The following is a 25,245-nucleotide window of genomic DNA, read 5'->3' as shown; positions in this document are numbered from 1 at the left end:
TGCCTCCTCAATGAGCCGTGCGCGCGCGTGGATCAAGCAGCGCATTGATCAGATCGGCCAATGCGGTCGACACCACGAACAAAGCTGTTGATACTAGGACAGAGCCCATCACAATCGGGTAGTTTCGGGTCGTAATGCTGTCGATAACCAGTTTGCCCAAACCAGGTCGGGCAAAGACGATTTCAGCGAAAACCGCCGAGCTGAGAAGAAAACCCATCCCAACACCGATCACGGTAACCACGGGCAAAATGGCGATCCGCAGCGCGTACACCATGACCACGCGACGTTCGGCGATACCAAAGGCTCGGGCCGTGCGGACATGGCTTTCACCCATAACCTCCAGCATCGAGGCGCGTACCAACCGGGCAATATAGCCAACCCAACTGAGCCCGATGGCAAAGGCGGGCAGGACCAAATGGTCAAGACGGTCAAGGAAGCCTTCCCCGGCACCGATCGCGGGAAACCACTGTAGATGCACTGCAAAAACCAAAAGAGCCAAGAGCGCGACAACAAAGGCCGGAGCGGCCACAAAACTGACAGATATCGCGGCGGCAACTCGGTCGATCAACGTATTGGGATGCGCAGCCGCATAGGCGCCGAGTGCGATGCCCAGCGTTGCTGACCACAGGATCGACGCGAAAATCAGTTCCAGTGTGAATGGTAGTTGCTGGAACACGATGTCAGTCACGGAACGACCCGAAAAGACATCGGTTCCCAAGTCACCCTGCAAGAGGTTTCCGTAAAAAATCAAAAGCTGTTTCCAGATTGGCTGGTCCAGCCCCAACGCTACTGTGAGTTGGGCCTGAAGCTCGGGCGTGGCGCGTGGGCCGAGCATGATTTGGACCGGGTCGCCTGGCACGGCGCGGATCATCAGGAACATGACGGTGACCGCCACGAACAGGATAAGCAGCGACAGCCCGAAGCGACGGGTTGCGAATTTCAGCATGGCCAACTGGCTCCTTTTGGCTTGATGGCGTTGGTGTTGGTACGGCGAGCGTTACGCACCCGCCGCACCCGGTCGACCTGGGGAGATCAGGTCGCCTTGCCAAAATAGCGAAGCAGGGACAGGCCATCTGGCCGCAGCGCTGGAATGACGCATGCGCTGTGAATAACCGGTGTCGCCTCGTGAGTGATAAAGCGATAAGCACCGCTTTCTTCCATCAGATCCTGCGCACGCTGATACATTTCAGCTCGCTTTGCGATGTCCGTTTCAGCAGCCGCAGATTCATGGATTTCGTTAAATTCCGGGCTGTTAAACCGTTCCCAGTTCCATTTCCCGATCTGTTCAGGTGTGAACCACGACGTCGCATAATACGGATCAGGCGTCATCGAGAAACGGTTCAGAACAAGCTGTAGGTTCTCATTGTCACCAGACGCCCAGAATGCCCCGGATTCCAGAACGTTAACCTCAACCGTGATTCCGATCTGCGCCAGCGTCGCCTGAATAATCTGTGCAGTTGTTGTAAAGGTCGTCTTGTTCAACGTATCGAGGGTTAGCGTGACATTGGTTTCACCGGATTCCGCGAGCAACTGCGCGGCTTTCTCGAAGTTCGCCTCAGGTGGTACAAGCGAAGATGGCCGATGGCCAGCAAGGCCCGGTGCGATGATGCCGGTAGCCGGTTCAGCAGCTCCAAAATATGCTGCCTCCAGGATGCTCGGAACATCCACTGCGTGCTGAATTGCCTGCCGCAGTTTTTGATTTTGCAGCTTTGGATGCTCGACGTTCATTCCCATCCAGACATAGTAAAGCGAGGGTTTCTCAACCAGCGACCCACCATTGGGAACCCCGGCGCGATACCGCTCAACTGAGCCCAGCGACACGCGAGTTACGTCCAACTCGCCTGCCTCGAACGCAATCTCGGCCGTGTTTTCATCATCGATCGGATAGATCTCGACGGTATCCCAAGCGGGGGCATCCCCTTTCCAGTCAGGGTTGCGCTTTAGAACGGTCTTTTCTTTGGGCGACCAACTGTCTCGCAGATACGGGCCGGATTCCGCAACCGGATCAGCACCGATCCGGCCACCGGCGGCTTCGACCGCTGCCTTGGAGACGATGTTGCCAGTAATATACGGCAGGGCAATCGACCAGATCGGGGCAAACGGGCTGTTCAGAACGATTGTCCCTTCACGGTCTCCTGTCACTTCAACATGGCTGAATGGCCCTAGGTCGGGCTTATTCGGACTGTCGGTCGCGTCGTCCACGATCCGTTCCATGCTGAATTTGACGTCTTCAGCAGTCATCGCGCCAAATCCGTTAGTGAATCCAATATCGTCACGCAATGCGAACTTGATATGGGTCGGGTCAACCTGCTCGATCATAGTTGCCGCATCCATTTGCCAACCCCATTCCTCGCCCGGCTTGTATTGGATCAGCTTGTTGTAGATGGAGGCATGCACTTCTTCTTCAACGACACCAACGGAATGTGCTGGATCCATGTTCTGTGCATCACCATAAGCCCGCACCCGCAGAACACCGTCGTCTGCTGCAAACGCGCGGTTCGCCCACCCCATCGGAAGCGCTGTAGCGGCCCCTAGCGCAGTTGCACCTTTCAGAAACCTCCGGCGACCAACATTGGCCTTTGTCCATTCGATCTTCATAGTATCCTCCCTTAGATTAAGTCAGAGAAGTCCGCGTGGAACGGTTTCGGACCATTCCCTTGTTAGGACTTCGATTTCATTTGCGCCTTCAGCGGCGCGTAGTTTGCGGTAGAGATAGAAATTCTCGGTGTCACAGCTCATGCGGCACTCGGTCGTGATGGCGACCTGCCATTCTTCGCGCTCGAACGAAAAACTCCAAGCGGTCTCGAAATACGCGATTTTCGGATCATCGGGGTGAATGCGGTAAAGCATGCGTACGTCGCTACCAACAATCAGATCGTGGTAGGGATCGCGCGTTTTACCATAGTCATCAAACGTCTCCAGAACCACGCAACCGCTTTCCGTCACCGTGCGTTCTGATTGCGCTGAAGGTAAACGCAACTGCTCAGCTGCCAGAACCGGATACGCCTGCGCCGGGCCGGGTTCAGAGGCTTGAATTTCATGCGCAACTTCGCGCACCGGCAGATGAAGAGCACAATCCAGCAAGTGTAAAGTTACCGTGGCCGATTGAGGTGCTGGCCAGACAATCGGCCAATAAGACGTCGACAACGCCAGTCGCAAAACGTGGCCCTCGCGCAAATGGTGCGCACATTCGTTCAGCGTGATTTCAGCCTCGTAGAGCTCACCTGGTTGCAGGGCCTGCGGCGTCTCATGACTGTGGGAGTGACACAGGTTCAACGGACGATAGCTGATCCGCTGTGACACACCTTCGGGTGAAACATCACACAGCCGCGCGACAAGCTGGGCAACAGGCTGATCCACTGAAAACTGGAACTTTAGCTTTGCCCGACCCAGCAGCTCGAGCGGTGCTTGCAGCGGCGAGCTGTCAAAACAGACCGATAAGGCATCATCACCGGACTGATCCCCTGCAAGTTCATTGTCGATACGCATGCCCGCACAGAAATATCCGCCTTCCCCACCAACATGGTTGGGCGACGTGACAACGACCGTGCCAACCACCGGGTCCCGCGAAAACCCACCAGGAACCAGATGCCAGACCCGTTCTGAGACATGAGGTGACGGCCATGCCGTCTCTGCAATCCAACGACCTTTCCGAGGACCGTTTTGCGCAGTCGGATTGAAGTGTTCCTGCATGTATGTCCGATAGGCAGGCAAGTCCTCGGCGCCGTTTTGTTGTCCCTTCAGCCAGCGGTCAAACCATCCGACGACTTCGGAATGAAAATCTGCGGGATCAAGCTTTGAGATGTGCGGATAGCGGTGTTCCCACGGCCCAATGATAGCTTTGGTTGGCGCCGTCAGGTTGGCTGCCAAAGCCGGAGGCGCATTGACGTAAGCATCTGCCCAGCCTGTAATCGCCAAGACAGGGGTTTGGATCGCGGTCCAATCCTCGCAAACTGAGCCGTGCTTCCAATATGGGTCGCGCGTCTGATGTCGCAGCCAATCTGCAGAAGAGAATGGGACGTTTTGCAGTCGGGCAAGCCAGTCCTGTCGCCAATCTGCTCGAAGCTCTGGATCAGCTGGGCGCGTCAGATAGGCAAACATCTGACTGCCCCAATTCATGTTGTCACTCAGCAGGCACCCACCCATGAAATGGATGTCATCGGCATATCGATCCACAGTCGAAGCGACACTGACGATGGCTTTCAGTGCAGGTGGTTGCCTGAAGGCCAGCTGCAGACCATTAAACCCGCCCCAAGATATCCCAATCATCCCGACATTGCCGTCACACCAATCCTGCGCGGCAATCCAGGCTATGACTTGCTCACCATCATGCAGTTCCTGTTCCGAGTACTCGTCGTCGAATTGCCCTTCGCTGTCCCCGGTGCCAGCTATGTCGACCCGAATACAGGCATAGCCCGCCTTTGCAAAAACCGTGTGTGTTGTTTCGTCTCTGGGCGCGGTACCGTCACGTTTGCGATATGGCAGATATTCCAGAATGGCCGGTGTGGGGCCTGTCTCGGGCAACCAGAGGCGCGCCGCAAGCCGTCGCCCATCGGCGAGTGTGATCCATGTGTTTTCGATTGTTTCGATTGGCATCTGAAGCTTGTCTGTTACGATCTGATGCTGAAGAAGAAACCGATTTGCAGATAAATCAAATTGTGCAATCTTATGCGAGTTGACGCAGTTTGCAGTGATATAGCGTCAAAACGCGAAAGGTTTTTCTTGTGTCCGAGTATTTTTCTGCCAACTTACGATCGTTGTGCGCAGAGCATGGAAACATTTCGCAGATTTGCCGCGAAATCGGCGTCAATAGACAGCAATTCAATCGCTATTTGAATGGCTCCAGCCTGCCCTCTGCCCATAACATGCGCCGCATTGCACGTCATTTCGACCTGACCGAAGCACAGCTTTTCGAGGAAACTGCAAGCTTCGAACGAATGCTAAGAGGCGTCCTGCCACAAGTTGGGAAAACGCCCACAGATGCGTTTTTGGAACCCTTCCGGGGGCAACAGAAAAACCTGAGGCGCTACATAGGTTTTTATCATTCCTATTTCTGCACGCCATCTTGGGAAGGAAAAATCTTCTGTTCATTGATCCGCATTCAGGAAGTTGAAGGGCTAATCACGATCCGGTCCCGTGAAATTGCCACGTCTCCAGACAAGAGCATGCATCAGATTTCGCGCTACGCTGGCTTTGTAACTATGCGCGGGAACAGGATATTCGTGACCGAACACGAGCTCGCGCGCGAAGGCAGCGTTTCCAATACAATCTTGTACTCGGCGCATCGCCAGCAACTGAAGTATTTGCGAGGGATGACCATGGGCGTTGCTTGGCGCCCATACCCCCATCCATACGCAGCCAAAACAATCTGGAAACGTCTGCACGAACGCGTAACTGCGCGCGAGGCGATCGCAGCTTGTGGCATTTACCCAATCCAAAGTAATAGGATTGATCCAACTGTCAGAAAGCACCTGACCGAGGTTTGAATCGCCGGATAGACATAAGCGAAAGCACCGTTCTTTAGGTGCCGACTCCAATTCCGATAGTAATTTTTCGTCCAAACTGTACGAGATCAATTCGTACCAGTTCTTCGAGACAGCACTGACAATGCCGCAAGTCTAGCTCGTGCATCGGGTAATGCTCGTCTCTGATTGCTGCGAAGAGGCGGATTATGACCCAGGCATCACCACCGATCTGGCAATACCATGTGTGTGCAGTAGCATTTGTGCTGCTTCTGCAAACATGCTGCCTGTCTGACGTCTGGCACGAAACACTGGTCTGAACTTAATCCACCGCTGCACGAAAACGCCGCCCCCGGATCAAAGGGGGCGGCGCAAGGTTCGTAACGCTATAGTTTGATTACTCGGCAGCCTGTGTGCTTGCGTCAGCATGCTTGTCACGCTGTCCGTCGCGGTAAAGCGCTTTGGTCAGCGAGACCATCATAAGGGCCATCACCATGGTAAATGGCAATGCACCGATGATCATCGCGTTGCGCAACGCATCCATCGGGTTGTTTTCCCCTGCAGCAAGGATCAGCGCGCCGATCACCGCCGTCAGGATCACCCCCCAGATGATGCGGTGCTTGATGCCGGTCTCCTGGCTGCCGCCGGACATGATGGTGTTCATCACCAGAATGCCCGAGTCAGCTGAGGTCACCAGGAAGGTCATGATCAGGATCACGCACATGACGTTCAGCATGGACAGTAGCCCTCCGTCGATCATGTAGGACAGGGTCACGAACAGCTTGTTGGTGTTCGAGGCACCAATGATCGCGCCTTCTGCGGCACCGGCCAGTTCCAGATCAATCGCGGTGCCACCCAGTACTGTCATCCAGGCGAAGCACACCAGTGCCGGTGCGAAGACACAGCCCAGAATGAACTCACGCACGGAGCGACCTTTGGAGATACGCGCCAGGAACAGGCCCACAAACGGCGAGAACGCAATCCACCAGGCCCAGTAGAACGTGGTCCAGCCAGACTGCCAGCCGAATTGACGGCCCTGCTCACCCGCTGCATAAGCTGCGGCCAAAGTTGCTTCGTCCAACTCCGCAGCTGCGCCTTCCAGACCGCTCTTGAAGCCGTCAAAGCTGCCCCAGGCATTGGTAGCGCCACCCATCAGGGCGTCCGCATGCGCCTGTGCTTCGGCAGGCAGAGCCGCCGCAAAGGCCTCGGCTGACAGCGGGCCATAGGCACCAAAGCTCAGCGAGAGGAAGTTCAGAAGGTAATCAACCAGGGCTGTACCATAGGTGGTCATAGCAAAGACGAAGGACCCGAAGATCACAAACGTGCCCAGCAGGATGATCGACAGGACAAGGTTCAGGTTCGACAGGTATTTAACACCCCGGCCAACACCCGACACCGCCGAAATGATGGACAGACCCATGATGACGACCAGACCAGCAATCAGACCAACTTTGCTTGGCGTCGGAACATCTCCGCCAAAGTCCATGATCCATTCCATGCCGGTGATGGCATAGAAACCGTCGATGAACTGGCTGACGCCAAAACCGATGGTCACGGACACACCCAGGATCGTTGCAACAACGCCCAGAACGTCGACCACATGGCCAAGGAATCCGTTCATCAAACGACCGAACAGCGGGGTCAGAGCCGCACGGATGGTCAGAGGCATGTCACGGGTATAGGCGTAATAGGCCAGCGACAGGCCAGTCACCACATAGATTGCCCAGGCGTGGAAGCCATAGTGCAGGAAGGTATACCGATAGGCCGACTGAACGGATTCGGGATCGTTGCCAGCAACTGCACCGGACACGACCTCGGGGTTTGATCCCCACAGGCCCAGCGGTTCAGCCGTAGCAAAAACCATCAAACCAACACCAAGACCGGCACCAAACATCATCGAGAACCACGAGAAGTTCGAGAACTCGGGCTTTTCGCCAGGTGTTCCCATCACCCGCTTCCCTGTCGACGGCAGGATCGCCACAATCACCAGAAAGATGGCAAACAGGCCGACAATAACAATGTAGAAGCTGTTGAAGATTTCCAGCAGCTTGCCATTCCAGCTACCGAGGGTGCTGTTGGCATTGGCCGGGAAGACAAGCGCCCACAGTACAAGGGCAACCATGATGCCCTTGCTGATCAGCGCAATCGGTACGCTGTAATTCTCATAGAAACCGGCATCCGCCGTTTCTATCTCTAGATCCGTAAATGGTTCAGGTAATGACATAAGGTTCCTCCCAGTTGTCACTTTTTCATTATTTTTCCGCACAGGTTAGTTGGCTTTGTACCATGAACCCGACGGGCCTTTGGTTCGAACACACGTGCCGATCTTCTCATGCAGCGTGGCGGTTAGCGCTACGTCTCCGGTAGCGGCACATTCAAGGATTACAGACGGTTCACATCTGGCAGGCGAGCATTGCTCGCCGACTGAAACGACGCGATCAGGTTCAGAAGTGGTCACGTCTGGCTCCAAATTCGGCAATTCCGATTCAGAGCAGAATGCAGCTACAGGGCGATATCAGTCAAACTCAATTAGCTTTAATTAACTTCAGTAAAGATGAAGTCGGTAACTTTCCTTGCCAGAATTCAACAACCGCACGGATCTACTTAGGTGCATGCATAGGGCAGACACTAATGATCTGAACCGCGCCAACAGGTCGTAATCTTTGAATAGCGTTGGGCCTATCCCGCCCTATCCGACGCGAAACCGGTTCAGTCAATTTCGGCCTCGGCCGGGTTGGTAATAGCTACAGTCCCCGTCGCATAGATCTCTATCAGGGCTTCGCCAGCCTGTGATCCATCTAGCTCCACCTCAATGATCTCAAGGAATTTTTCGGTCTCAATCGCAGCCACCGCCATTGTCCGCATATAGATTTCCCAAAGATTATACTTGCGTTTGGACGAAAGATTCCCATCATTCGATATACAGTCTCGTATTGTAAGAATTTCATTAACATGCACCTAGAACGTCTGATCCAGATACTTGAAATCATCGCAGTCGTCGGACGCCCTGTTTCGGTGGCAGAGGTTCAACGTGCAACCGATCTGCCCAAGCCCACATGTTACCGGCTCATTCAGTCACTTGTTGAACAAAATCTCCTCGACGAACCCTCTAATGACGGAAAATACATCATTGGCGAGCGGATGATCAGGATTGCCTTGCTTGGAAAGTCCGATGCCGATGTCCGACGCTGTGCAGCCCCCCTCATGCGCCTCGCAGCGACAAATTTTAATGAAACGGTTTTTCTTGCGCGCTTTCGCGACAACAAAGTTGAAATCATCCACGTAGAAACACCCGATGATCCCGCTCGTGCCTTCATTCATCCGGGCTTAGGCGTACGTCCCATGCATGCCTGCTCGTGCTCGAAAGCCATTGCCGCCTTTGCGGAACCGGAATTTCGCGAAAGCATCATGTCAGGGAGCCTGAAGGCGTATACTGAACACACCAAGACGACCGAAGATGAGCTACGCCGCGAATTCGAGATAATTAGCGAACGCGGCTTTGCCGATTGTGATCAGGAAATCGACATCGGAATTGCCAGCGTTGCGGCACCGGTATCGATCGGCAACATCGGAGCTACTTTCAGTATTGGTGCGGTTGGCCCCATTCGCCGGTTCCGCACCGAATACCGCATGAAGATCGGCGAGAAATTGAAAGGTTTGTCCAAGAAGGTCAGTGGCGCAATCCAGCTGTGCAACGTGACGGATACATAACGAAACGAACAACTACCGGCCCTTTTGGCCAAAAGGATGACACTGAGAATAGGAAAAATTCAACAAACCGGAGGAAACCAAATGAACCTGAGACCAGATCCAACGTTTCACGCCTCGCCTAAGCTTGCCATGCAGGCACCGGTGGAAAACTACGCCTTCACTGTTATGCTCAGCCCGGACGGATCGCAATCTGATGGCATCGCGGTCATTGACCTCAAACCGGACTCCGACACCTATGGCCAGATCGTACATCAGGTCATTGTCCCCAACAAAGGCGACGAATTTCACCATTTCGGCTGGAACGCCTGTTCGTCATCTCTGTCTCCTCTGACCGGACACGCCTTTCTGGAACGACGTTATCTGATCGTACCTGGAATCCGATCCTCACGTATTTACATCATCGACGTGAAAGACCCGTTGAAGGCCAAGATCCACAAGACGATCGAACCCGAAGAACTATTTGCAAAAACCGGGTATTCGCGCCCGCACACCATCCACTGCGGTCCCGAAGGGATCTATGTTTCCTGCCTTGGAGGTGGCGGCGAAGACGGTACAGACGGACCTCCGGGCATCTTCATTATGGATTGCGAGACGTTCGAAATTATCGGGCAATACGAGATGGATCGCGGCAAGCAGGACAAGCACTATGATTTCTGGTGGAATCTGCCGCAGGACTACATGGTTAGTTCCGAATGGGGTTTGCCGCCGCAGTTTGAAAACGGCGTGGTGCCCGAGGACCTGTTGTCGAACAAGTATGGTCATTCGATCCACTTCTGGGACTTGCGCGCGCGCAAGAATATCCAGACGATGGATTTCGGCGACAATTACCAGATGGCACTGGAAATTCGCCCTGCGCATGACCCGACAAAATCTTATGGTTTCTGTGGTGTCGTGGTGGACACCACCAACCTGCAAGGCGCAATTTTCACATGGTGGCGCGGTGACGACGGCAAATGGCAGTCCAAGAAAACGATCACCATCGATCCGCGCCCCGAAAAGCCCGAGAACCTGCCGCCACTGTTGCAAGGGTTCGAGGCCGTGCCGCCGCTGGTCACCGATATCGACCTGAGCCTAGACGACAAATACCTCTATGTTGCGTGCTGGGGGCTGGGCGAGATGCATCAATACGATGTCAGCGACCCGATGAACCCGAAGCTGACCGGAAAAGTCGAGCTGGGCGGCATCGCCCGCGGCACCAAGCACTCCAACGGCAAGGATTTTGCCTATGGCCCGCAAATGGTAGAAATCAGCCGCGACGGCAAGCGCGTCTACTGGACCAACTCGCTTTACTCCACCTGGGACAACCAGTTCTATCCCGACGACGAAGGCGGACAAATGGTGATGGCCGATGTGGGCGAAAACGGGGGGCTGACGCTGAACAATGACTTTTATGTCGACTTCCCCAAAGGTCTGCGCAGTCACCAAATTCGCCTGGAAGGCGGTGACTGTTCGACCGACAGCTTCTGCTATCCGTCCGTCTAAGAAATGGGCGACATAACAACAATGACAGCCCTTTGGTGGGCTGTCATTTTTTCTGGACTCTACCACGGTATCAACCCCGGCATGGGTTGGCCGCTGGCCGTTTCGGCGGCGTTGATGGAGCGAAAGCACAGCGCCCTGCCAAAAGCGCTGGCAATGCTGGCCACGGGGCATTTCCTCGCGATGATTGGCATCTTATTGCCGCTCTCACTGATGATGTTCCTTGTTCAGTGGGAAGTTCAAATCCGCGTGGTCGCCGGGCTTTTGGTCATCGCCATGGGCCTCTATCTGCTGATCAACCGAAGACATCCGAAAATTCTGGCGCGCGTGCACCCTGCACGGTTGGCGCTCTGGTCATTCCTCGCTGCGATGGCGCATGGGGCTGGTTTGATGCTGGTACCGATTTTTCTGGGCATCTGTGCGATTGGAGCGGACGAAACCGGTCATGCCGCAGCACAAACACTTATGAGCAGCAACGTGACGACTGCGTTTCTTGTTGCAGCAGTACACACGTTGTCGATGACAATTGCTGGCGGCACCATCGCAGTTGTGATCTACCTTTGGCTGGGGCTCAGGTTCCTCTCAAAGACATGGTTCAATCTTGATGTCGTCTGGGCACTCAGCCTCATCGCCGTCGGAGCATTCGGACTCTATGCAGCACTTTTTGGCCATTGAAATCGGGTACCCGACCAAATGGCACCTGTTCACGAGCTGGCAGAAACCAGCAATCCCGGCAGTTAATCTTTCAACGCATCTAGTGGCACCTGAAGCACCGCGTTGCCGATTTAGTCAGGTGGAGTTTCTCCTGCAGGCTCTGCCGCAAACTTTTCAACTTGATTACCTGGAATAACCCCGACCGGCATGATGCGTGAGACAATCTGCAAAGCGGACGCTCAACACGCTCGTTCAAAGAATGTCATTTTCCAAAGCACATCGTTGTTCACGCAATCTACTTTTACTCACGATACTCAGTGTCTTAACGCGATCTGGAGCAGATATTGGCAGAGCGGGGCGTTGCGGTTGATCATGTGACAATCAGAAGATTGGGTGGTGAAATTCTCGCCCCAGGTCAAGATTGAGATGCACAAATGCAAGCGCCCTAGTGCAGTTTCATGGCGCATGGACAAAACCCATCTCAAAGTGCGCGGCCATTGGATGTATCGGTATCGAGCGGTTGATCGCGACGGCGAAACCCTTGATTTTATGCCGTTTGAAAGCCGCGACACCGCGGCGGCCAAGCAATTCTTCGCGGAGGCATTGGCCAACAAAGGCATTCCGTTGCAGATCGTGGTCGACAAAACCGTCCCTCTCGCTGCAAATCTGTTTTCATCCCAAGATCAAACATCTTCTTTAAACTGCTTACGCAACCAGTCCACAAAGATCTCGACCTCTGGTCGTACAGATTTTTTGGAAACAGGTTGCATTAGGAAATGTGCATCCGGATGTGGCAGCGGTTTGCCGGCAAATCGAACGCCCGAGGCGAGCCCATTTTCGGTATTGACCAGTCGCGAGAACACTAGGGCATAGCCACCGCCACTCGCGACAAGTTGCAGCGCCGAAATGGTTGTGTCTACCAGGTATTGCGGGGCGTCTTGCGGCTTGGTGCAGTCATATGCACTCAAGTATCGTTCCCAATGGCCTTCATGGCCCAATATGTGAACAAATGGACCAGACAGCAGATCCTGCACTTGCTTTGCACTGTTCTTCCGGCCTTTGGCGCATATCGGGACGATCGTTTCATCAGAGAGCTTATCGGAGAGTGCGTCGGTCCAGTTGCCACGACCCAAGCGTAGCTCTACGTCGATCTCTTCTAAATTGGTGGTCTCTGTCCAGATATTTGTCACAAGGCGAAGATTTATCGTCGGGTGGTCTTTCTTGAACGACGGAAGACGGGGCGCAAGCCAAAGTGAAGCGGTCGATATCGGCGCCTTGATCGTAACTGTCTTCGTCGCCATCGACCCGAAAAGGTTTGCCGAGGCCATATCGATATCAGCAAGCGCCTGCTGGACAGTTGAGCAATAAGCCTGACCAAGCTCTGTGAGAGACAGATGTCTTGCGCGCCTCACAAATAACTTGTGCTGCAACTGCTGTTCCAATGATCGGATGTGCAGGCTGACGGCAGCCTGCGTCAGCCCCAATTCGACGCTTGCACTGGTAAAATTCAGATGTCGGGCCGCGGCTTCAAAGCTACGCAGCCAGGTTAGACTTATCTGGTTGGACGGCATTTACCACCAAGAAAAATTCGCGTTAGCTCGGTTTATTTATCATTTTTCTTTTATCAGCAAGTTCCCAAATAGGGTCTGGTTTTGTTCTTTCGCTCGAACAGGAGATACGGACATGACTGAAAAAAACAGGATGTGTCGCAAACTCTGGTGTCTAGTTGACGAGCATGCATGATCTGAGGTTTTTACTGGTCGAATAATTTTCGAACAGGTTATTTGAGCATGATCTCGTTAAAGGGCTGTCATTTCCCCAAGGATGCAGTTTTGTACGCTGTTTTCTTCTATCTGCGGTACACGGTGTCCTATCGTGACTTGGAAGAGATCATGGCTGAGCGCGGTGTCCGAGTTGACCATGCCACTTTGAATAGGTGGGTGGTGAAATACTCGCCTATCGTCGCAGCTCGTGCGCTGTCAAAGAAGCGTCCAACGCCGAGTTCATGGCGCATGGACGAAACCTATATTCGTGTTCGCGGCAACTGGATGTACCTCTATCGGGCCGTCGACAAAGCTGGGAATACTCTTGATTTCATGTTGTCTGAGCGCAGGAACCGTCCAGCAGCAGCAAGGTTCTTTGCCAAAGCGCTGTCTTCAAATGGAATCCCGAGCAAGATCGTCATCGACAAAAGCGGCGCCAACGCGGCTGGCATTCGAGTGGTGAACAAAATCCTTAATCGGTTTGGCTGCCCAGCCAAAATCCAAACGGTCAGGTCCAAGTATTTGAATAACCTAATCGAACAGGGTCATCGGTTTATCAAGCGTCGTGTACGGCATATGTGTGGGTTCAAATCGTTCAGATCCGCATCAGCTACTTTGGACGGCATCGAGGTCGCCAAAATGATCCGGAAGCGGCAATTCCCCAGCACTACCACGTCGGGCTTTCGGCTGTTTGCCGAGATCGCAGAATAGGTGTGTCCGGTAGTTGACTGCCTATGGTCGTTGCAAAAGTTTGCGACACATCCAGTTCACAATGAGGAACGAACGGCGGCCCTGCGGACATAGCTGCAATTCGCCCTTTCCCAAAATCCTCTTTGTGTCGCAGTCTTGCGCGTGACGTCCGCTTGACGACACGACCCCTATCAAACGATCATCTCAGAACTGTCATGTGGTACTTCAAGGGAGATCTCATGGAAGTATTCGGAAGTGAAGCACAGCGACGCATGTCAACCATGGGCGAGCATCTTATGCAGCTGTTGGGTGATGACCCTCGGTTTTGTAGCCATGGGCGTGGTATACAGATTGCCAACGAGTATAGCGGGGCGTTGGATGATGCCGTCGCAATGGCCCGAATTCTTGGCATCACGGCGATAGAAAGCATACCGCGTGAGGAGGTGGCGACGGCGCGAGAACGAATTGAAAGCGAGGGTTTAAAAACCGACACGATTGCTTGCTATCTTGGCGGTCTGAACTGTGTCGAAGCCGCTCGCCAAGTGGTCGCAACTCATGCTTTGCCCGAGGATTTAACGATACGAGTGATTGATCGCAGCTCTCCACCAGAATGGCTTGAAGCTTTCGCGGAAGTCGCGTTGAGCCATGGTGTTCTACCGCCAATAGGGCCGGTGATGCGCGGATTGTCTCGTCCCGGGTTTGCTATGGTCGTCGTTGATCGATCAGGTGCTCCAATTGCAACTGCGGGTTCAGTTCTGTGTCATCCCTCCAGCAGTCGGCTGCATAGTCGCGCACAATGGGGGCAACTCTCGACCAAACCTGAACGCATGGGCGAGGGCATTGCAAAAGTCTTGGGGGCGATAGCTCTAATACACTCGCATGAAAAGCTTGGCGCCACAGGGTTCAAGACAGGCATCGCTCCGGGTAACATTCCCTCTGCACGGCTTTGCGAAAGACTTGGCTTGGAGGACAGTGGAAACGACATAGTCGCGATCATTGACCCTCACGTATACTCAGAAGATCGGTTAACCAAGTGACCCATCCGGCTGTCTGTGGTCGCATTGTGTAAGCAATATTACCAAGAGCCTGAGTTGGTCTCTTGAAAAAGCTGTCTGAAGTCAGCGCATATGGGACCAAAAGCCCCAGAAGGTTGGGAGAACAACTGGGCGCAAACCATGCCAGGGCAAAGCTTCAACGTGATGATGCGCCTCAACGGACCGCTCGAGCCTTGGTTCGACAAAACCTGGCGTCCTGGTGATCTGAAATTGGTAGAATAAAGCGACGGCCACGACTATCGGGCGACGCTAATTGTTGGCGTCGCCTGGCATTTTCTTTGGTGTCCGCTTTGGTCTCAAAGCGGAAATCCATTTTCGGGAGCACTGCCATCTTTCTTTAATTCTAGATTTATTCCTGAACCAACTGCCTCCACTACTACTACTGCAGTTGCAAAATATCCGGGACGCAGAGTTTTCTTTTGGCAGGCATTTTGTCTGCACCATCTGATCGTTTCAGTCGCTTCGGGCCGTCCTTGACCTTGATTTTCGGCTTAGCTAGCGGGCCTTTTAGAGTCACTGGCCAGGGGCTTTTCGAAAGAGGTTCGCCAATCTTGCGGGGCTGTAGATCTAAATCCAAGACCTTGCCAGCCACATCGACCCCGCCAAAAACGACAACTTGGACATGATCCGTTTCCAAGGTGGTTTGTTTCGTCGAAATACTTCCATTGGAGATACTAATCGGCGCGCGCAAGCACACGATCGGAGCAACCTTTTGTTTTTCTTTGGTAAACACCCAAGGTAGCACACCCAGCCCCGCCAAATCCAAAAGCTGGGTCTCGATCGAGCCATCACGTAATGAAACTGTGGCGTTGCCGTTCATGCTGTTGGCAAAGTGCTTGGGTGAATCGGTTCCTCCTGACACCGAAAAATCTGCATAAATCGTACCGCTTGCACCTTTTTTGAAGTCCAGTCCGTGAAGAATGTCATCCAGCTGCCAGCCGCCTGCCTTGCCGGTCAACGTGAGCAGGTGCGCATCGTTCGATAGATCCATTTGCCCGCTGACGTCGAAATGAGCGCCACCGTATTCAAATTTCAAGGGTCCGGCCTTAAGCTCATTTTTGTTAAGCGTCAGTTCGCTCTGCAAACTGCTAATGCCTTTGGCGCCCTCTATGTGCCGAAGGTCAATGTCGACATCCATATCCATACCGGACAAGAGAACTGAACGCCCAATTGGTTTAAGCGTCACATCTCTCAAAGGGCCAGTGTCATCTGCTTCTTGATTGGCGTCTTCCTCGTCGGGCTCCGAACCGCCTAGCTTCCGCAACTGTGCAGCGGCCTGAATGATCGTTCGAATATGATCTATCTTTATCAGGTCACTCTCTATGGAACCCTTCAGCACAGGATCACTTGTTGCATCATCAAGATCGGCGACAATTTCCAGGACAGATTCAGAAATCTCGACATTGGCACTCGCGTTCCAATCGGTGCCTTCGCTAGCGAGGTCAATCTCAAGGCGAGCCTGTCCGGTTTCCACACGTTCAAGCGATAGTGCCTCCAAAAGGTCCGCTCCTGACGGGACTTCGACATCAATTGCTAAATCCAGGTCCTCGAATTTGAGTACATTCTTCACAGTGCCATGTACTTCGAGGTTCCAGACTTCTGTTTCACTTGTCTTTCCATCTAAATTCGCCAGCGATAGCTGATTGATGTCGCCATTCAAATGAAAGTCGCCGGAAAATCTGCCGAGTTGGTCGTCCGGTCCTAACAGTTCTGGCGAGATCAAACTGCTTGCCGGAATATCCATTAGACCTTCTGCTGATATTCCTTGTAACTGCAGCGCGTCATCGACCGAACCGTCCAAAATGATAAACGGATCAGCCGGGTCCCCAATTCTCAAGTTGATGCTTCCGACCCTTAAGCTGCCTTCTGGTGTTCTGGAAAGTTCGGAGAACTTGATCGGAGGCGGGCCCTCGCCAGACGTGTCCAATGTGAATCCGTTGGTCTTAATGACCATTTGCCGCTGCGGAATCTGTCCGGGGACGCTGTCGATAACCATGTCGACCGCGATAAGTTTAAGATCATACCGCGATGCGGCGGGGGCTGGTTCAGCATCTTCAGGATACAACCGAATGCGGGTTGTCAACGATACGTCTTCCGGATTTCCCAATTCTCCGATTTGTCCTGTCAGCGAGAGGCTTTGCCCGCCATCCAACTCCGTCAAAACACTTAGATCATCAATCCGAGCAACGCCGTCGACCGATTTGAATGTTGCACCAATACTTCCTGAACCTTCCAGGACACGGTCAAGCTTCAGGATATCGAGAAGCTGGCCAAGTTCTACAACCTCTAGGGTCGTCTTCACTTGCAGCCCGTCTTCTATGGGGGATTCCTCTGCGGTAATCGAAATCTGTTCGAAGTTCACCGCTACCTGAAACGGGTCTTCCACAGGGAATGTCGCGTACAGATCAAACCTCTCTCCGTTTAGCGAACCGGCCCCAACTGCGGTCGCAACGTCGGTTTCCGTATCGCGTTTTAGAAGCAGCTCAGAAAGCTGCAGATCCAGCTCAAGCCCGTTTAGATCGTTTTGGTAAAAAACGGTGATATCGGTCAGTTCAATTTTATGGTCCGTTAGAACTCCAGCCAACGGCATTTTCGGAGACTTAGCAGCTTGCCCGGCTTCTACATCTGATTGGGAAAGGGACTGCCAGTTTCCGACGCCGTCTTTGCCTGTGATCAGGTTCAGGTGAACGCCCGAGAGAAAAAGGTTGCTCAGCGATAGATTACTGTTCCAGAGGTCGCGCGTGGACATTTCGAACTCAAGTTCGTCGATTGCTGCCAGATTCTCGTTCGCTCTCCGCGAACCGGGTAGTACCAGCCCCGCCGCTGACACCTGCAAGTGCCGGCCAAGGCCCAGACGCACTTCATCCTCTATGATGACGTCCTGACCAAGTTTCTTGGAGATCAGGTTTTCGACGAAGGTGGTCCTTACAGAAGAAAACAACGTAGAAGACAGGAAAAGCCAAGCTGCTAACACAGCCACAAACGCGACAGCGCAACAAACCAATACACCTTTTGCAACGTATCGCACGCTTTTCTCCTAATGTTCCGATTCATACCTTGGGCAACCTAAACCATTTATTTGTTAGGTTAATGGATTATATGGTCGAAAGATTTCCCGACCTCTGAATGATCTTGACCGTACAGCTGATAACTCTCGCTGATTTGGTCGGACAGCTAAATCACGGGTAGATGACAAAATAACTTTTGTACCGCTGACCCAGCTTCCAATCAGCTGGCTTGAAGCGAGTTTGACCGACCAGAACTGGACACGTTGCAGGGGTTGCGATTTCAGCGGCTCGACGCATCCCCAAGCTATTGGCAGCCAGATTTCCTCGATTTCCCACATTTATCTAATTACTGTTATATGTGAATTCTTCAAACGACGAGGACAGGATGAACTCACTAACTAGAATAACACGTGGGATAGGCGTCGCTTTCAAAGACGGTAGAGTGAAAGGCATTCTTGCCTTCACGGTTGGAATGATTTTATGGGCCTCGGTCTTTTACCACTTTGTCGAGGGTTGGAGTTGGCTCGACTCAATCTACTTTTCTGTAGTGACAATTTCGACCGTAGGGTTTGGTGACTTCTCACCTGAAACCGCGGCAGGGAAGATCTTCACAATGATTTACATCATCGTGGGCCTCGGTGTCTTCGTGACCGCGGCGACCACAGTGGCGGATACAATCTTATCCCAAGACGACAAAAAAGCGGACTAATAGACTGCACTCAAATGAGCCAAACCGAGTTCCTGCACAGGCATTGGCCCGTCTGTGCATCTCAAGCTGCGGCCTGGATTCATTTGCGTCTTCAAGCTGATAGATGAACACTAAAACTAAAAAAATATACATATTATGTTTTTTGAGTATAACATTCAAAAAACATATGGAGGGATGGAATGGAAAAGACACAGGACGCAAAGATTGTCGATCTAGCGATACGATTGCTCTTTCTCGGACTATTTCTCTACAGCGCTTTAGTCATGGTGGCCCCGCTTGCGAGCGTGGTTATCTGGGCAACGATCCTTTGTGTGGCGCTTTACCCGGCATTTGATTGGCTTCAGTCCAAGCTTGGAGGTCGGAAAAAACTTGCCACGACGATCTTGGTTTTGTTGGGCCTTGTTCTGACCCTCGGGCCAGTCGCTACCGCGGTGTCTGGTGCCGCAGAACTTGGGTCTGAATTCGCGGAACAAGCAGACAAAGGTGAGTTGAAAGTCCCACCTGCGCCCGAGGGTCTCAAGGAATTGCCCTTGGTGGGAGACAAAATAGCCGATGTTTGGGGGATGTTTGAGCGCAATCTTGACGGCGCGCTTACGAAATATGGCGCGCAAATCCTTGAGATCACCAAGTCGCTGTTTGGAAAGGTGTTGGGCATCGGCATCGGGCTTCTTGGCTTAGCTCTGTCCGTATTGATAATGGGGGCGTTGTTCAGCCCCGGGCCAAATATGGTCCAAGGTCTTCAGCGCTTTGCCAACCGTGTTTTCGCTCCGCGCGGTGGAGAATTCGTAACACTGGCAGGCGCAACAATTCGGAACGTTACAAAAGGCGTGATTGGCGTAGCTGCCATTCAAGCGGTCTGCGTTTGGATACTGTTGGCTTTGTTTGGGATTTCTTCGGCCGCCACGTTGGCATTCATCTGCCTGATACTCTCGATTATCCAAATCGGGCCCGGATTGGTTCTAATACCGGTAATTATCTACGCTTGGAGTTCCATGTCCGGCGGGACTGCTTTGATCTTCACCATATTGGCCGTTCCCGTCATGATAATGGACAGTTTTCTAAGACCCGTGTTCATTTCAAAAGGCCTTGAGACTCCCATGTTGGTCATCCTCATCGGTGTTCTCGGAGGTATGATGGCGTACGGTTTGATCGGCGTCTTTATGGGGCCGGTTCTCTTCGCTGTTTTCTATGAGCTATTCAAAGTTTGGATTGATACCTCGCCCGAAGCCGAGGGCACTGCTGAAGGCGCGGCGAAATGAGGAAGACAATTTGGACAACCCTGGCGGTCATTCTGATTTTTCTTGTCTGGTACCTGGTCGCTGATCGGAAAACGCCATTTACCGGGAACGCCAGAGTAAAAGCCGTGGCGACCCAGATCGTCCCGCAGGTGACTGGAACTGTGACTGAAGTCTTGGTCGAAAATGGTCAAATCGTCTCGGCCGGAGATGTCCTCGTCCGGATCGACGCGCGACCCTACGAAATTCAGCGCGACAAGGCGGAAGCTGATCTCGAAGCAGCCACTCAAGAAGTCGGTGCATCTTCGGCAGAAGTAAGAGCGGCACAGGCCAAACTAGCAAGGGCGCAGAGCGATCTGGATACGATGCGCATTCAAACAGAACGCGTATTTGCGCTCGAAAAGAAAGGGTTGATTGCCGTCTCAAAGGCCGATGATGCGCGAGGGCAACTGGCAGAGTCCGAGGCAAACTATGAGAACGCAAAAGCAGATCTGGAAAAAGCAAAACAGAGACTTGGTGACGACGGAATCGAAAACCCGAAAATCCAGCGCGCGTTGGCCGCCTTGGCGGATGCAGAGCTTAACCTTGAGTGGACTGAGTTGCGCGCTCCGGCGACAGGTGTCATCTCGAATTTGCTGATAGCCCCCGGAACATATGCGCGATCCGGCCAGGATCTGTTGACGTTTCTGGACGCAACTGACGTCTGGATTGAGGCGTATTTTTCCGAGAACAACCTAGGAAGAGCCTCGATAGGGTCTCCGGTTGATGTAGTGTTGGACATGCATCCAGGTCAGGTTATTCCGGGCGTCATTGAGAGCTTTAGTGCGGCTGTTTCCCTAAGTGGCGGTGATGTGCCCGGGCAATTGGCGAGCCCGCCAAGCACTAAAGGTTTTTTGCGCGAGCCTGAGAGATTCCCAGTCAGGATCGTTTTACCTGGCTATGAAGCCGGAAGCGCCGAAGATGACCTTCGCTTTCAACTGAATGGGCAAGCCGATGTGATCATGTACCTAAGCGACAACTCGTTGCTGAACCTCGTAGGTCGCACCTACATCCGCGTGGTTTCAATTCTGTCCTATGCGTACTGAGGACCAACGCTCTGTCACCCGGCTTGCGCTGGGTGTTACCGGCGTCTTTTCATTGGGCCTATTTCTTGGGTGGCCGCTTGCCGTCGTCGGGGCGGTGTTCGCCGCCCTTTTTCTGCAAGCACCTGCCGCATTGCCTTTGACAGCATTTGCGAAGCTCTTTGTCTTCTCTATTGGGTTGATGTTCATTTCGTTCCTGGTGTCGTCGATCTTCTCACCATATCCGCTTGTATTTCTGATGCTGGTGGCGATTGGAATAATCCTGTCTTTCATGTGGTCAGTTTCCGGCGCCGGAGTATTACCCGGTGTCATAGCTCTCATGGGGGCATTGATGATCCCAAACTTGGTTCTGCAATCACAGGACCTGGCTTTGGTGCTCGTGTATTGGATACCGTTGAACCTGCTGTTCGCAGGCTTCATATCGACACTGATGTTCGTATTGATACCCGCTGAACCTCAAACGGCGGCTCAAAAAAAAGCTGCAGCGCCGCCAAGCTTCGACCCACATCGTCGCATAGTCAGGATGTCGCTTGTCACAGTCCCGTTTGCTATGGCATTTTTTGTTTCCGGCGCGTCTGCAATGCTGGTTCTGTTCTTTGTCGCGCTGCTGAGCCAGCAACTTGCGGCAATGCCCGCTGCAGGCAAAACAGTTGCAAAAGCAATGCTGACGGCAAACCTTCTTGGGGCGGCAGTATCCATCATTTGTTATGAAATAAACGTAATAGCTCCGGTTATTCTCACCCCCATTTTGCTGTGTTTTTTCTTTTGCCTGACACTCGGAGCACTCGGTAAATCTCAAGCCCCGCTCGCCACCGCTGCCGGCTCTGCTATTACAACGGCTCTCATAGTATATGGCGGGTCGGTTGCGCCGTTTTCAGACGAGGCTGACGTCAAGAGCATCATTCGAGTTTTACAAGTTGCCAGCGCCGCATTTTTTGTAATCATCGCATATGTCGTGGTAGATGAATTCTGGCCGGAAAAAGAGCGCCAGGCGGCTCAATGAAGTTAGTTGCAACAAGGCTTGGCGCTGAAACCGACAGTGTTCTCAACTTGACCAATTCTACTTAGGGTCAGGATTCATAACCAGTACATAACGGTTGCCTCGAGTGCGAAGGCTGAGAGGAAGACCTTGGGACTACGGTCATAGCGTGTCGCCACGCGCCTCCAATCCTTGAGTCTGCCGAACATGATCTCGATCCGGTTGCGACGTTGTACTTTCGCTTATCGTATTTGACCGGTGTCTTGCGTTGCATACGGCCTGGGATGCAGGCGCGTATCCTTTTGTCTTTTAGCGCTTCACGGAACCAGTCGGCGTCATAGCCGCGATCCCCGAGCAGCCAATCCACGTTTGGTATGCTGCTGAGCAGAGCCCGAGCACCGATGTAATCGCTGACCTGCCCGGCGGTAACGAACAGGTTGAGCGGGCGACCTTAGCTATCACAAATAGCATGCAGCTTGGTATCCATGCCGCCTTTGGTTCTGCCAATCAGGCGGCCACGCCCCCCCCTTTTTGAGCCCAAGCTGGACGCCGTGCGATGGGCTTTTAGATATGTGGCGTCGATCATGACCGTCTTCTTTTCACCGTGCTCGACGGCCAGACCAGCCATCATTCGTGCGAAGATGCGTTTCTCGCTCCAACGCTTCCACCGGCTGTAGAGCGTCTTGTGAGGTCCGTATTCCCTGGGGGCATCTCGCCAACGCAACCCATTGCGATTGATGAAGATAATCCCGCTTAGCACCCTTCTATCATCGACCCGTGGCCTACCGTGCGACTTCGGGAAGAAAGGGGAAAGCTTGGCCATATGCTCGTCTGTCAGCCAATAAAGGTCGCTCATGTCATCGCTCCATATTTGGAGCTGTGAATTACGCAGCGCAGCGAAAATCAATGCATCCTGAGCCTAACATAGATCCAAGCGAAAGCTTTCTTCGCACCAAAAGTCAATTCATGGCAAGCGTTGTTGAATGGCCGCTAACCGAGACTGTGAATGCTTTTTATGCGAGAGTAGCGAACGGCGGGTAGGCTCGCATCAACGAAACTGCAAATTCCTGTCTTGAAGGTCCGCTTTGGGCTGCTAGCGGCCTATCGTGCTTGTTGCGGAGAATGGCCGCATCGAGCCCACTTTGACCGATGCTGATCGATGCCCCAATGACAGAAATGCGCAGAAAGCAGACTTTGCAAACCTCGGCGGAAGATCATAGCAAACGTTTGCTAAGACCATTTGGAGCAGCCGCTATTAGGAACTGGCTGGACATGCTATTGATCATGATTTGGTGCTACTGCCGTAATCTCGCGTCCGTTGCTGGTCGCTTTGATTGCGAAGAAAGGCGATGGTCACTGCCCGGAATTGGTTTTCGCTATATTGCAAAGCAGATCAACATGTTGATCCAACCAATCTTCGTCCAGTGCCTCGTGACGTATGAGTTTGCGGAAATAAGGTGCAGCGACTGCTAGTTCTATGAGTTGGTCAACCGGGACGTCGGCGGTGATCTCACCGCGGCCTATTGCGGCTGCAAATACTGCTTCAACACTTGCGAACCTGTCTTTCATAAATTCAGTGATCACCAACCGCGCTTCTGCATCAGCGGACGCAGCAGCGACAACTTGAGGCGCGATTTGACCCCATGGTGTGTCATTCAAAGCTCCCATCAGTACTCCGAGTAACCAGCGCAGATCAGATCGCAGCGGGCCATCGGTTTTGGGTGGTATGTTCGGCGGTGTTGCGATGCGCCTGAATGCTGCATCACGCAGACTGCGCGCATCTGGCCAGTGCCTGTAAAGTGTGCTGCGCGAAATGCCCGTTGCCTTCGAAACTGCGCCATGAGTTACGTGCAGCACGCCCTCATCCATTAGTATCTTTTGCGCGGCATCAAGCGCGGTCTGTCGTGTGGCGATCAGCCTAGGATCTTCTTTCAATCGTCCCTCCTATAGAACATCTTGTTGCATAGTAGAACATTTTGTTCTAAAAGTATGGTCGGTCAAAACCTAAATCCCACAAACACGTCTTGTCAAAACGGGAGCGTATCAATGTTCAAAGTGGCAGCAACCCCGCTGGTGGTACTCTTATCGATGGGCGCGACAACCGCATTGTCCGAGAGTGGCACCTACGAGTTGGATCCTGGACACAGCCAGGTATTGTTCAGCTACAACCACATCGGGTTCTCAGAAACATATGGAATGTTCTCAGGTTTTAGCGGTGAGATTGAGTTCGACGAAGATGATCCGTCTGCGTCATCTGTCACAGTGTCTATGCCTGTAAAATCTATGATCACGGGCTGGGATGCCCGTTTGCAACACTTCATGTCCGATGACTTTTTTAGCGCGAGTGACGGTGACGTGGTCACATTCGCCTCAACCAGCATTGAAGTGACCGGGGACAATTCCGCGAATATTTCTGGCGACCTGACCATGAATGGCGTCACCAAACCTGTTGTTCTGGAAACAACGCTTAACAAGTCGGCGCCATACCCGTTTGGCCCAAAAGAGGGCACGCCGACCTTGGGGCTGGCTGCCACGGCGACTATCGTGCGGTCTGAATTCGGACTTGGGGCATTTGCGCCAGCGGTGAGCGACGAAATAGAGCTCTTGATCAATATCGAAGCGTTAAAGGCTGAATGATGTGTGCAAGGGCGCCGATACTGCGTTCAGCACTCAATCTTTTTGATTGGCAGATGGTCAACACGATGAATGTGCACCTGAGAACATTGGCGGTTGCTGTGACGGTAGTGGTATTGATGTGCTCAATGGCGTCCGCGCAAGAGCGCTCCTTGCCGGAGCGCACCTCGCCCCGTCCCGAAACGACAAGCGGCGTACCGCATACTCAGATTGGTGTCGAAATTAATGCCGATTTGGCCCAGTTATTGCTGGAGCGAGTTGCGCAATTCCCAGGGGTCACACTTGGCCCAACACGCATATCATTACCTGGCGCGCTTGGCTTTCAGCTTGATCCCGACATGTTGTTGTCTCGACCGAGCTCTATCGTCGGTGGGTTTGAGTTTGCGCATTTGCATCCTGACGGCAGTTTGCACGCTTCGCTCGACCCAGCATTGGCGCGAAAAGCAATTGAGGCTGGCTGGGCCGTAGGACACCCTTGGGCCAATCAACGCCCCGGATGGAGTGGCTTTGTCATGATCTATACTCCGACCACACCAGAAGAGTTGGATGTAGTCATCGATCTGGTCGAAAGTTCGTACACCTTCATCACCGGAAACACCTTGGGCTAAACCTGTTTTGCCCGAAAGTGTGCGGTGGCGCCTGCTTTCTTAAAGAGTGCTGTTTCAGCCGCCGTGCTTTTCACGGTCAATTTCTTTCTTACATTCTTGCCGTGGCGAAGCGCTCGGAGCGTGCGTTCAAACCTTCAGCACCAATAGTAACTCCCGTCCCGCGCAGTTGAAATTCC

Annotated in this window: 21 protein-coding genes and 2 pseudogenes; 14 read left to right on the top strand and 9 right to left on the bottom strand. The window is 53.1% G+C overall.

Annotation, left to right across the window (positions count from 1 at the left end; translation table 11 throughout):
- Positions 1-7 precede the first annotated feature (7 nt).
- The 3 genes from AC2FIZ_RS17880 to AC2FIZ_RS17870 all read right to left on the bottom strand — a co-directional run bounded on the left by AC2FIZ_RS17880 (position 8) and on the right by AC2FIZ_RS17870 (position 4,596).
- On the bottom strand, positions 8-946 hold the full coding sequence (locus AC2FIZ_RS17880) for an ABC transporter permease (RefSeq protein ID WP_271948705.1): 939 nt from the start codon (positions 944-946) through the stop codon (positions 8-10).
- An 86-nt stretch (positions 947-1,032) separates the two neighbouring features.
- Positions 1,033-2,598 carry an ABC transporter substrate-binding protein gene (locus AC2FIZ_RS17875; RefSeq protein ID WP_496791421.1) on the bottom strand — a complete coding sequence of 522 codons (1,566 nt, stop codon included), beginning with the start codon at positions 2,596-2,598 and terminating at the stop codon, positions 1,033-1,035.
- Between the two features lie 21 nt (positions 2,599-2,619).
- Positions 2,620-4,596: a CocE/NonD family hydrolase gene (locus AC2FIZ_RS17870; protein WP_142636089.1), complete on the bottom strand. Its 1,977-nt coding sequence runs from the start codon at positions 4,594-4,596 to the stop codon at positions 2,620-2,622.
- 128 nt (positions 4,597-4,724) lie between these two features.
- On the opposite strand from AC2FIZ_RS17870, the gene AC2FIZ_RS17865 reads away from it, so the two are divergent.
- Complete coding sequence (locus AC2FIZ_RS17865; protein ID WP_281972993.1) at positions 4,725-5,486, top strand: helix-turn-helix transcriptional regulator; 762 nt, start codon at positions 4,725-4,727, stop codon at positions 5,484-5,486.
- Between the two features lie 373 nt (positions 5,487-5,859).
- Here the strand turns inward: AC2FIZ_RS17865 and AC2FIZ_RS17860 are convergent, their stop codons facing one another.
- Both AC2FIZ_RS17860 and AC2FIZ_RS17855 read right to left on the bottom strand, forming a co-directional pair.
- Positions 5,860-7,686, bottom strand: coding sequence for a BCCT family transporter (locus AC2FIZ_RS17860; protein ID WP_281995036.1), 1,827 nt, complete (start codon positions 7,684-7,686; stop codon positions 5,860-5,862).
- A 485-nt stretch (positions 7,687-8,171) separates the two neighbouring features.
- Positions 8,172-8,327 carry a hypothetical protein gene (locus AC2FIZ_RS17855; protein WP_281995035.1) on the bottom strand — a complete coding sequence of 52 codons (156 nt, stop codon included), beginning with the start codon at positions 8,325-8,327 and terminating at the stop codon, positions 8,172-8,174.
- An 87-nt stretch (positions 8,328-8,414) separates the two neighbouring features.
- Here AC2FIZ_RS17855 and AC2FIZ_RS17850 point away from each other — a divergent pair, with 87 nt between their 5' ends.
- The 4 genes and pseudogenes from AC2FIZ_RS17850 to AC2FIZ_RS17835 all read left to right on the top strand — a co-directional run.
- Positions 8,415-9,173, top strand: a complete 759-nt coding sequence (locus tag AC2FIZ_RS17850; protein ID WP_281995034.1) for an IclR family transcriptional regulator — start codon at positions 8,415-8,417, stop codon at positions 9,171-9,173.
- An 81-nt stretch (positions 9,174-9,254) separates the two neighbouring features.
- Positions 9,255-10,655 (top strand): selenium-binding protein SBP56-related protein, encoded by a 1,401-nt coding sequence (locus AC2FIZ_RS17845; protein WP_281995033.1) that lies wholly within the window; start codon positions 9,255-9,257, stop codon positions 10,653-10,655.
- A 21-nt stretch (positions 10,656-10,676) separates the two neighbouring features.
- Positions 10,677-11,327, top strand: coding sequence for a hypothetical protein (locus AC2FIZ_RS17840; protein WP_496791419.1), 651 nt, complete (start codon positions 10,677-10,679; stop codon positions 11,325-11,327).
- Positions 11,328-11,732: 405 nt separating this feature from the next.
- Positions 11,733-11,948: pseudogene (locus tag AC2FIZ_RS17835) on the top strand (DDE-type integrase/transposase/recombinase); the annotation flags it as partial.
- 41 nt (positions 11,949-11,989) lie between these two features.
- On the opposite strand, the gene AC2FIZ_RS17830 reads toward AC2FIZ_RS17835, so the two are convergent.
- Complete coding sequence (locus tag AC2FIZ_RS17830) at positions 11,990-12,877, bottom strand: LysR family transcriptional regulator (protein ID WP_281972996.1); 888 nt, start codon at positions 12,875-12,877, stop codon at positions 11,990-11,992.
- A 219-nt stretch (positions 12,878-13,096) separates the two neighbouring features.
- Here AC2FIZ_RS17830 and AC2FIZ_RS17825 point away from each other — a divergent pair, with 219 nt between their 5' ends.
- From AC2FIZ_RS17825 to AC2FIZ_RS17815, 3 genes are all read left to right on the top strand, one after another.
- Positions 13,097-13,780, top strand: a complete 684-nt coding sequence (locus AC2FIZ_RS17825; RefSeq protein WP_281973025.1) for an IS6 family transposase — start codon at positions 13,097-13,099, stop codon at positions 13,778-13,780.
- Between the two features lie 218 nt (positions 13,781-13,998).
- Positions 13,999-14,796, top strand: a complete 798-nt coding sequence (locus AC2FIZ_RS17820) for a GNAT family N-acetyltransferase (protein WP_281972997.1) — start codon at positions 13,999-14,001, stop codon at positions 14,794-14,796.
- Between the two features lie 90 nt (positions 14,797-14,886).
- Positions 14,887-15,036, top strand: a complete 150-nt coding sequence (locus AC2FIZ_RS17815) for a hypothetical protein (protein WP_271948684.1) — start codon at positions 14,887-14,889, stop codon at positions 15,034-15,036.
- Between the two features lie 157 nt (positions 15,037-15,193).
- Here AC2FIZ_RS17815 and AC2FIZ_RS17810 read toward each other — a convergent pair whose 3' ends face one another.
- The gene (locus AC2FIZ_RS17810) at positions 15,194-17,842 is read right to left on the bottom strand and encodes an AsmA family protein (protein ID WP_496791418.1); all 2,649 of its coding nucleotides are present in this window, start codon (positions 17,840-17,842) and stop codon (positions 15,194-15,196) included.
- 422 nt (positions 17,843-18,264) lie between these two features.
- Here AC2FIZ_RS17810 and AC2FIZ_RS17805 point away from each other — a divergent pair, with 422 nt between their 5' ends.
- From AC2FIZ_RS17805 to AC2FIZ_RS17790, 4 genes are all read left to right on the top strand, one after another.
- Positions 18,265-18,531, top strand: a complete 267-nt coding sequence (locus tag AC2FIZ_RS17805; protein WP_246097203.1) for a potassium channel family protein — start codon at positions 18,265-18,267, stop codon at positions 18,529-18,531.
- Positions 18,532-18,710: 179 nt separating this feature from the next.
- Positions 18,711-19,790, top strand: coding sequence for an AI-2E family transporter (locus tag AC2FIZ_RS17800; protein WP_282021714.1), 1,080 nt, complete (start codon positions 18,711-18,713; stop codon positions 19,788-19,790).
- Positions 19,787-20,851: an HlyD family secretion protein gene (locus tag AC2FIZ_RS17795; protein ID WP_281973001.1), complete on the top strand. Its 1,065-nt coding sequence runs from the start codon at positions 19,787-19,789 to the stop codon at positions 20,849-20,851. Before AC2FIZ_RS17800 ends, AC2FIZ_RS17795 begins: the two co-directional genes overlap by 4 nt.
- Positions 20,841-21,851, top strand: coding sequence for a DUF2955 domain-containing protein (locus AC2FIZ_RS17790; protein ID WP_281973002.1), 1,011 nt, complete (start codon positions 20,841-20,843; stop codon positions 21,849-21,851). Before AC2FIZ_RS17795 ends, AC2FIZ_RS17790 begins: the two co-directional genes overlap by 11 nt.
- A gap of 74 nt (positions 21,852-21,925) precedes the next feature.
- On the opposite strand, the pseudogene AC2FIZ_RS17785 reads toward AC2FIZ_RS17790, so the two are convergent.
- Both AC2FIZ_RS17785 and AC2FIZ_RS17780 read right to left on the bottom strand, forming a co-directional pair.
- Positions 21,926-22,683: pseudogene (locus AC2FIZ_RS17785) on the bottom strand (IS5 family transposase).
- Between the two features lie 497 nt (positions 22,684-23,180).
- A complete protein-coding gene (locus AC2FIZ_RS17780; protein WP_281973003.1) occupies positions 23,181-23,762 on the bottom strand; it encodes a TetR/AcrR family transcriptional regulator in 582 nt (193 codons plus the stop codon).
- A 111-nt stretch (positions 23,763-23,873) separates the two neighbouring features.
- Between AC2FIZ_RS17780 and AC2FIZ_RS17775 the strand changes: the two genes are divergently transcribed.
- On the top strand, positions 23,874-24,464 hold the full coding sequence (locus AC2FIZ_RS17775) for a YceI family protein (RefSeq protein WP_281973004.1): 591 nt from the start codon (positions 23,874-23,876) through the stop codon (positions 24,462-24,464).
- A 65-nt stretch (positions 24,465-24,529) separates the two neighbouring features.
- On the top strand, positions 24,530-25,069 hold the full coding sequence (locus tag AC2FIZ_RS17770; RefSeq protein WP_281973005.1) for a luciferase domain-containing protein: 540 nt from the start codon (positions 24,530-24,532) through the stop codon (positions 25,067-25,069).
- Positions 25,070-25,245 lie beyond the last annotated feature (176 nt).

This window comes from Ruegeria sp. CDSB022, from assembly GCF_059611145.1.
This window is presented reverse-complemented; position numbering and strand designations above follow the sequence as displayed.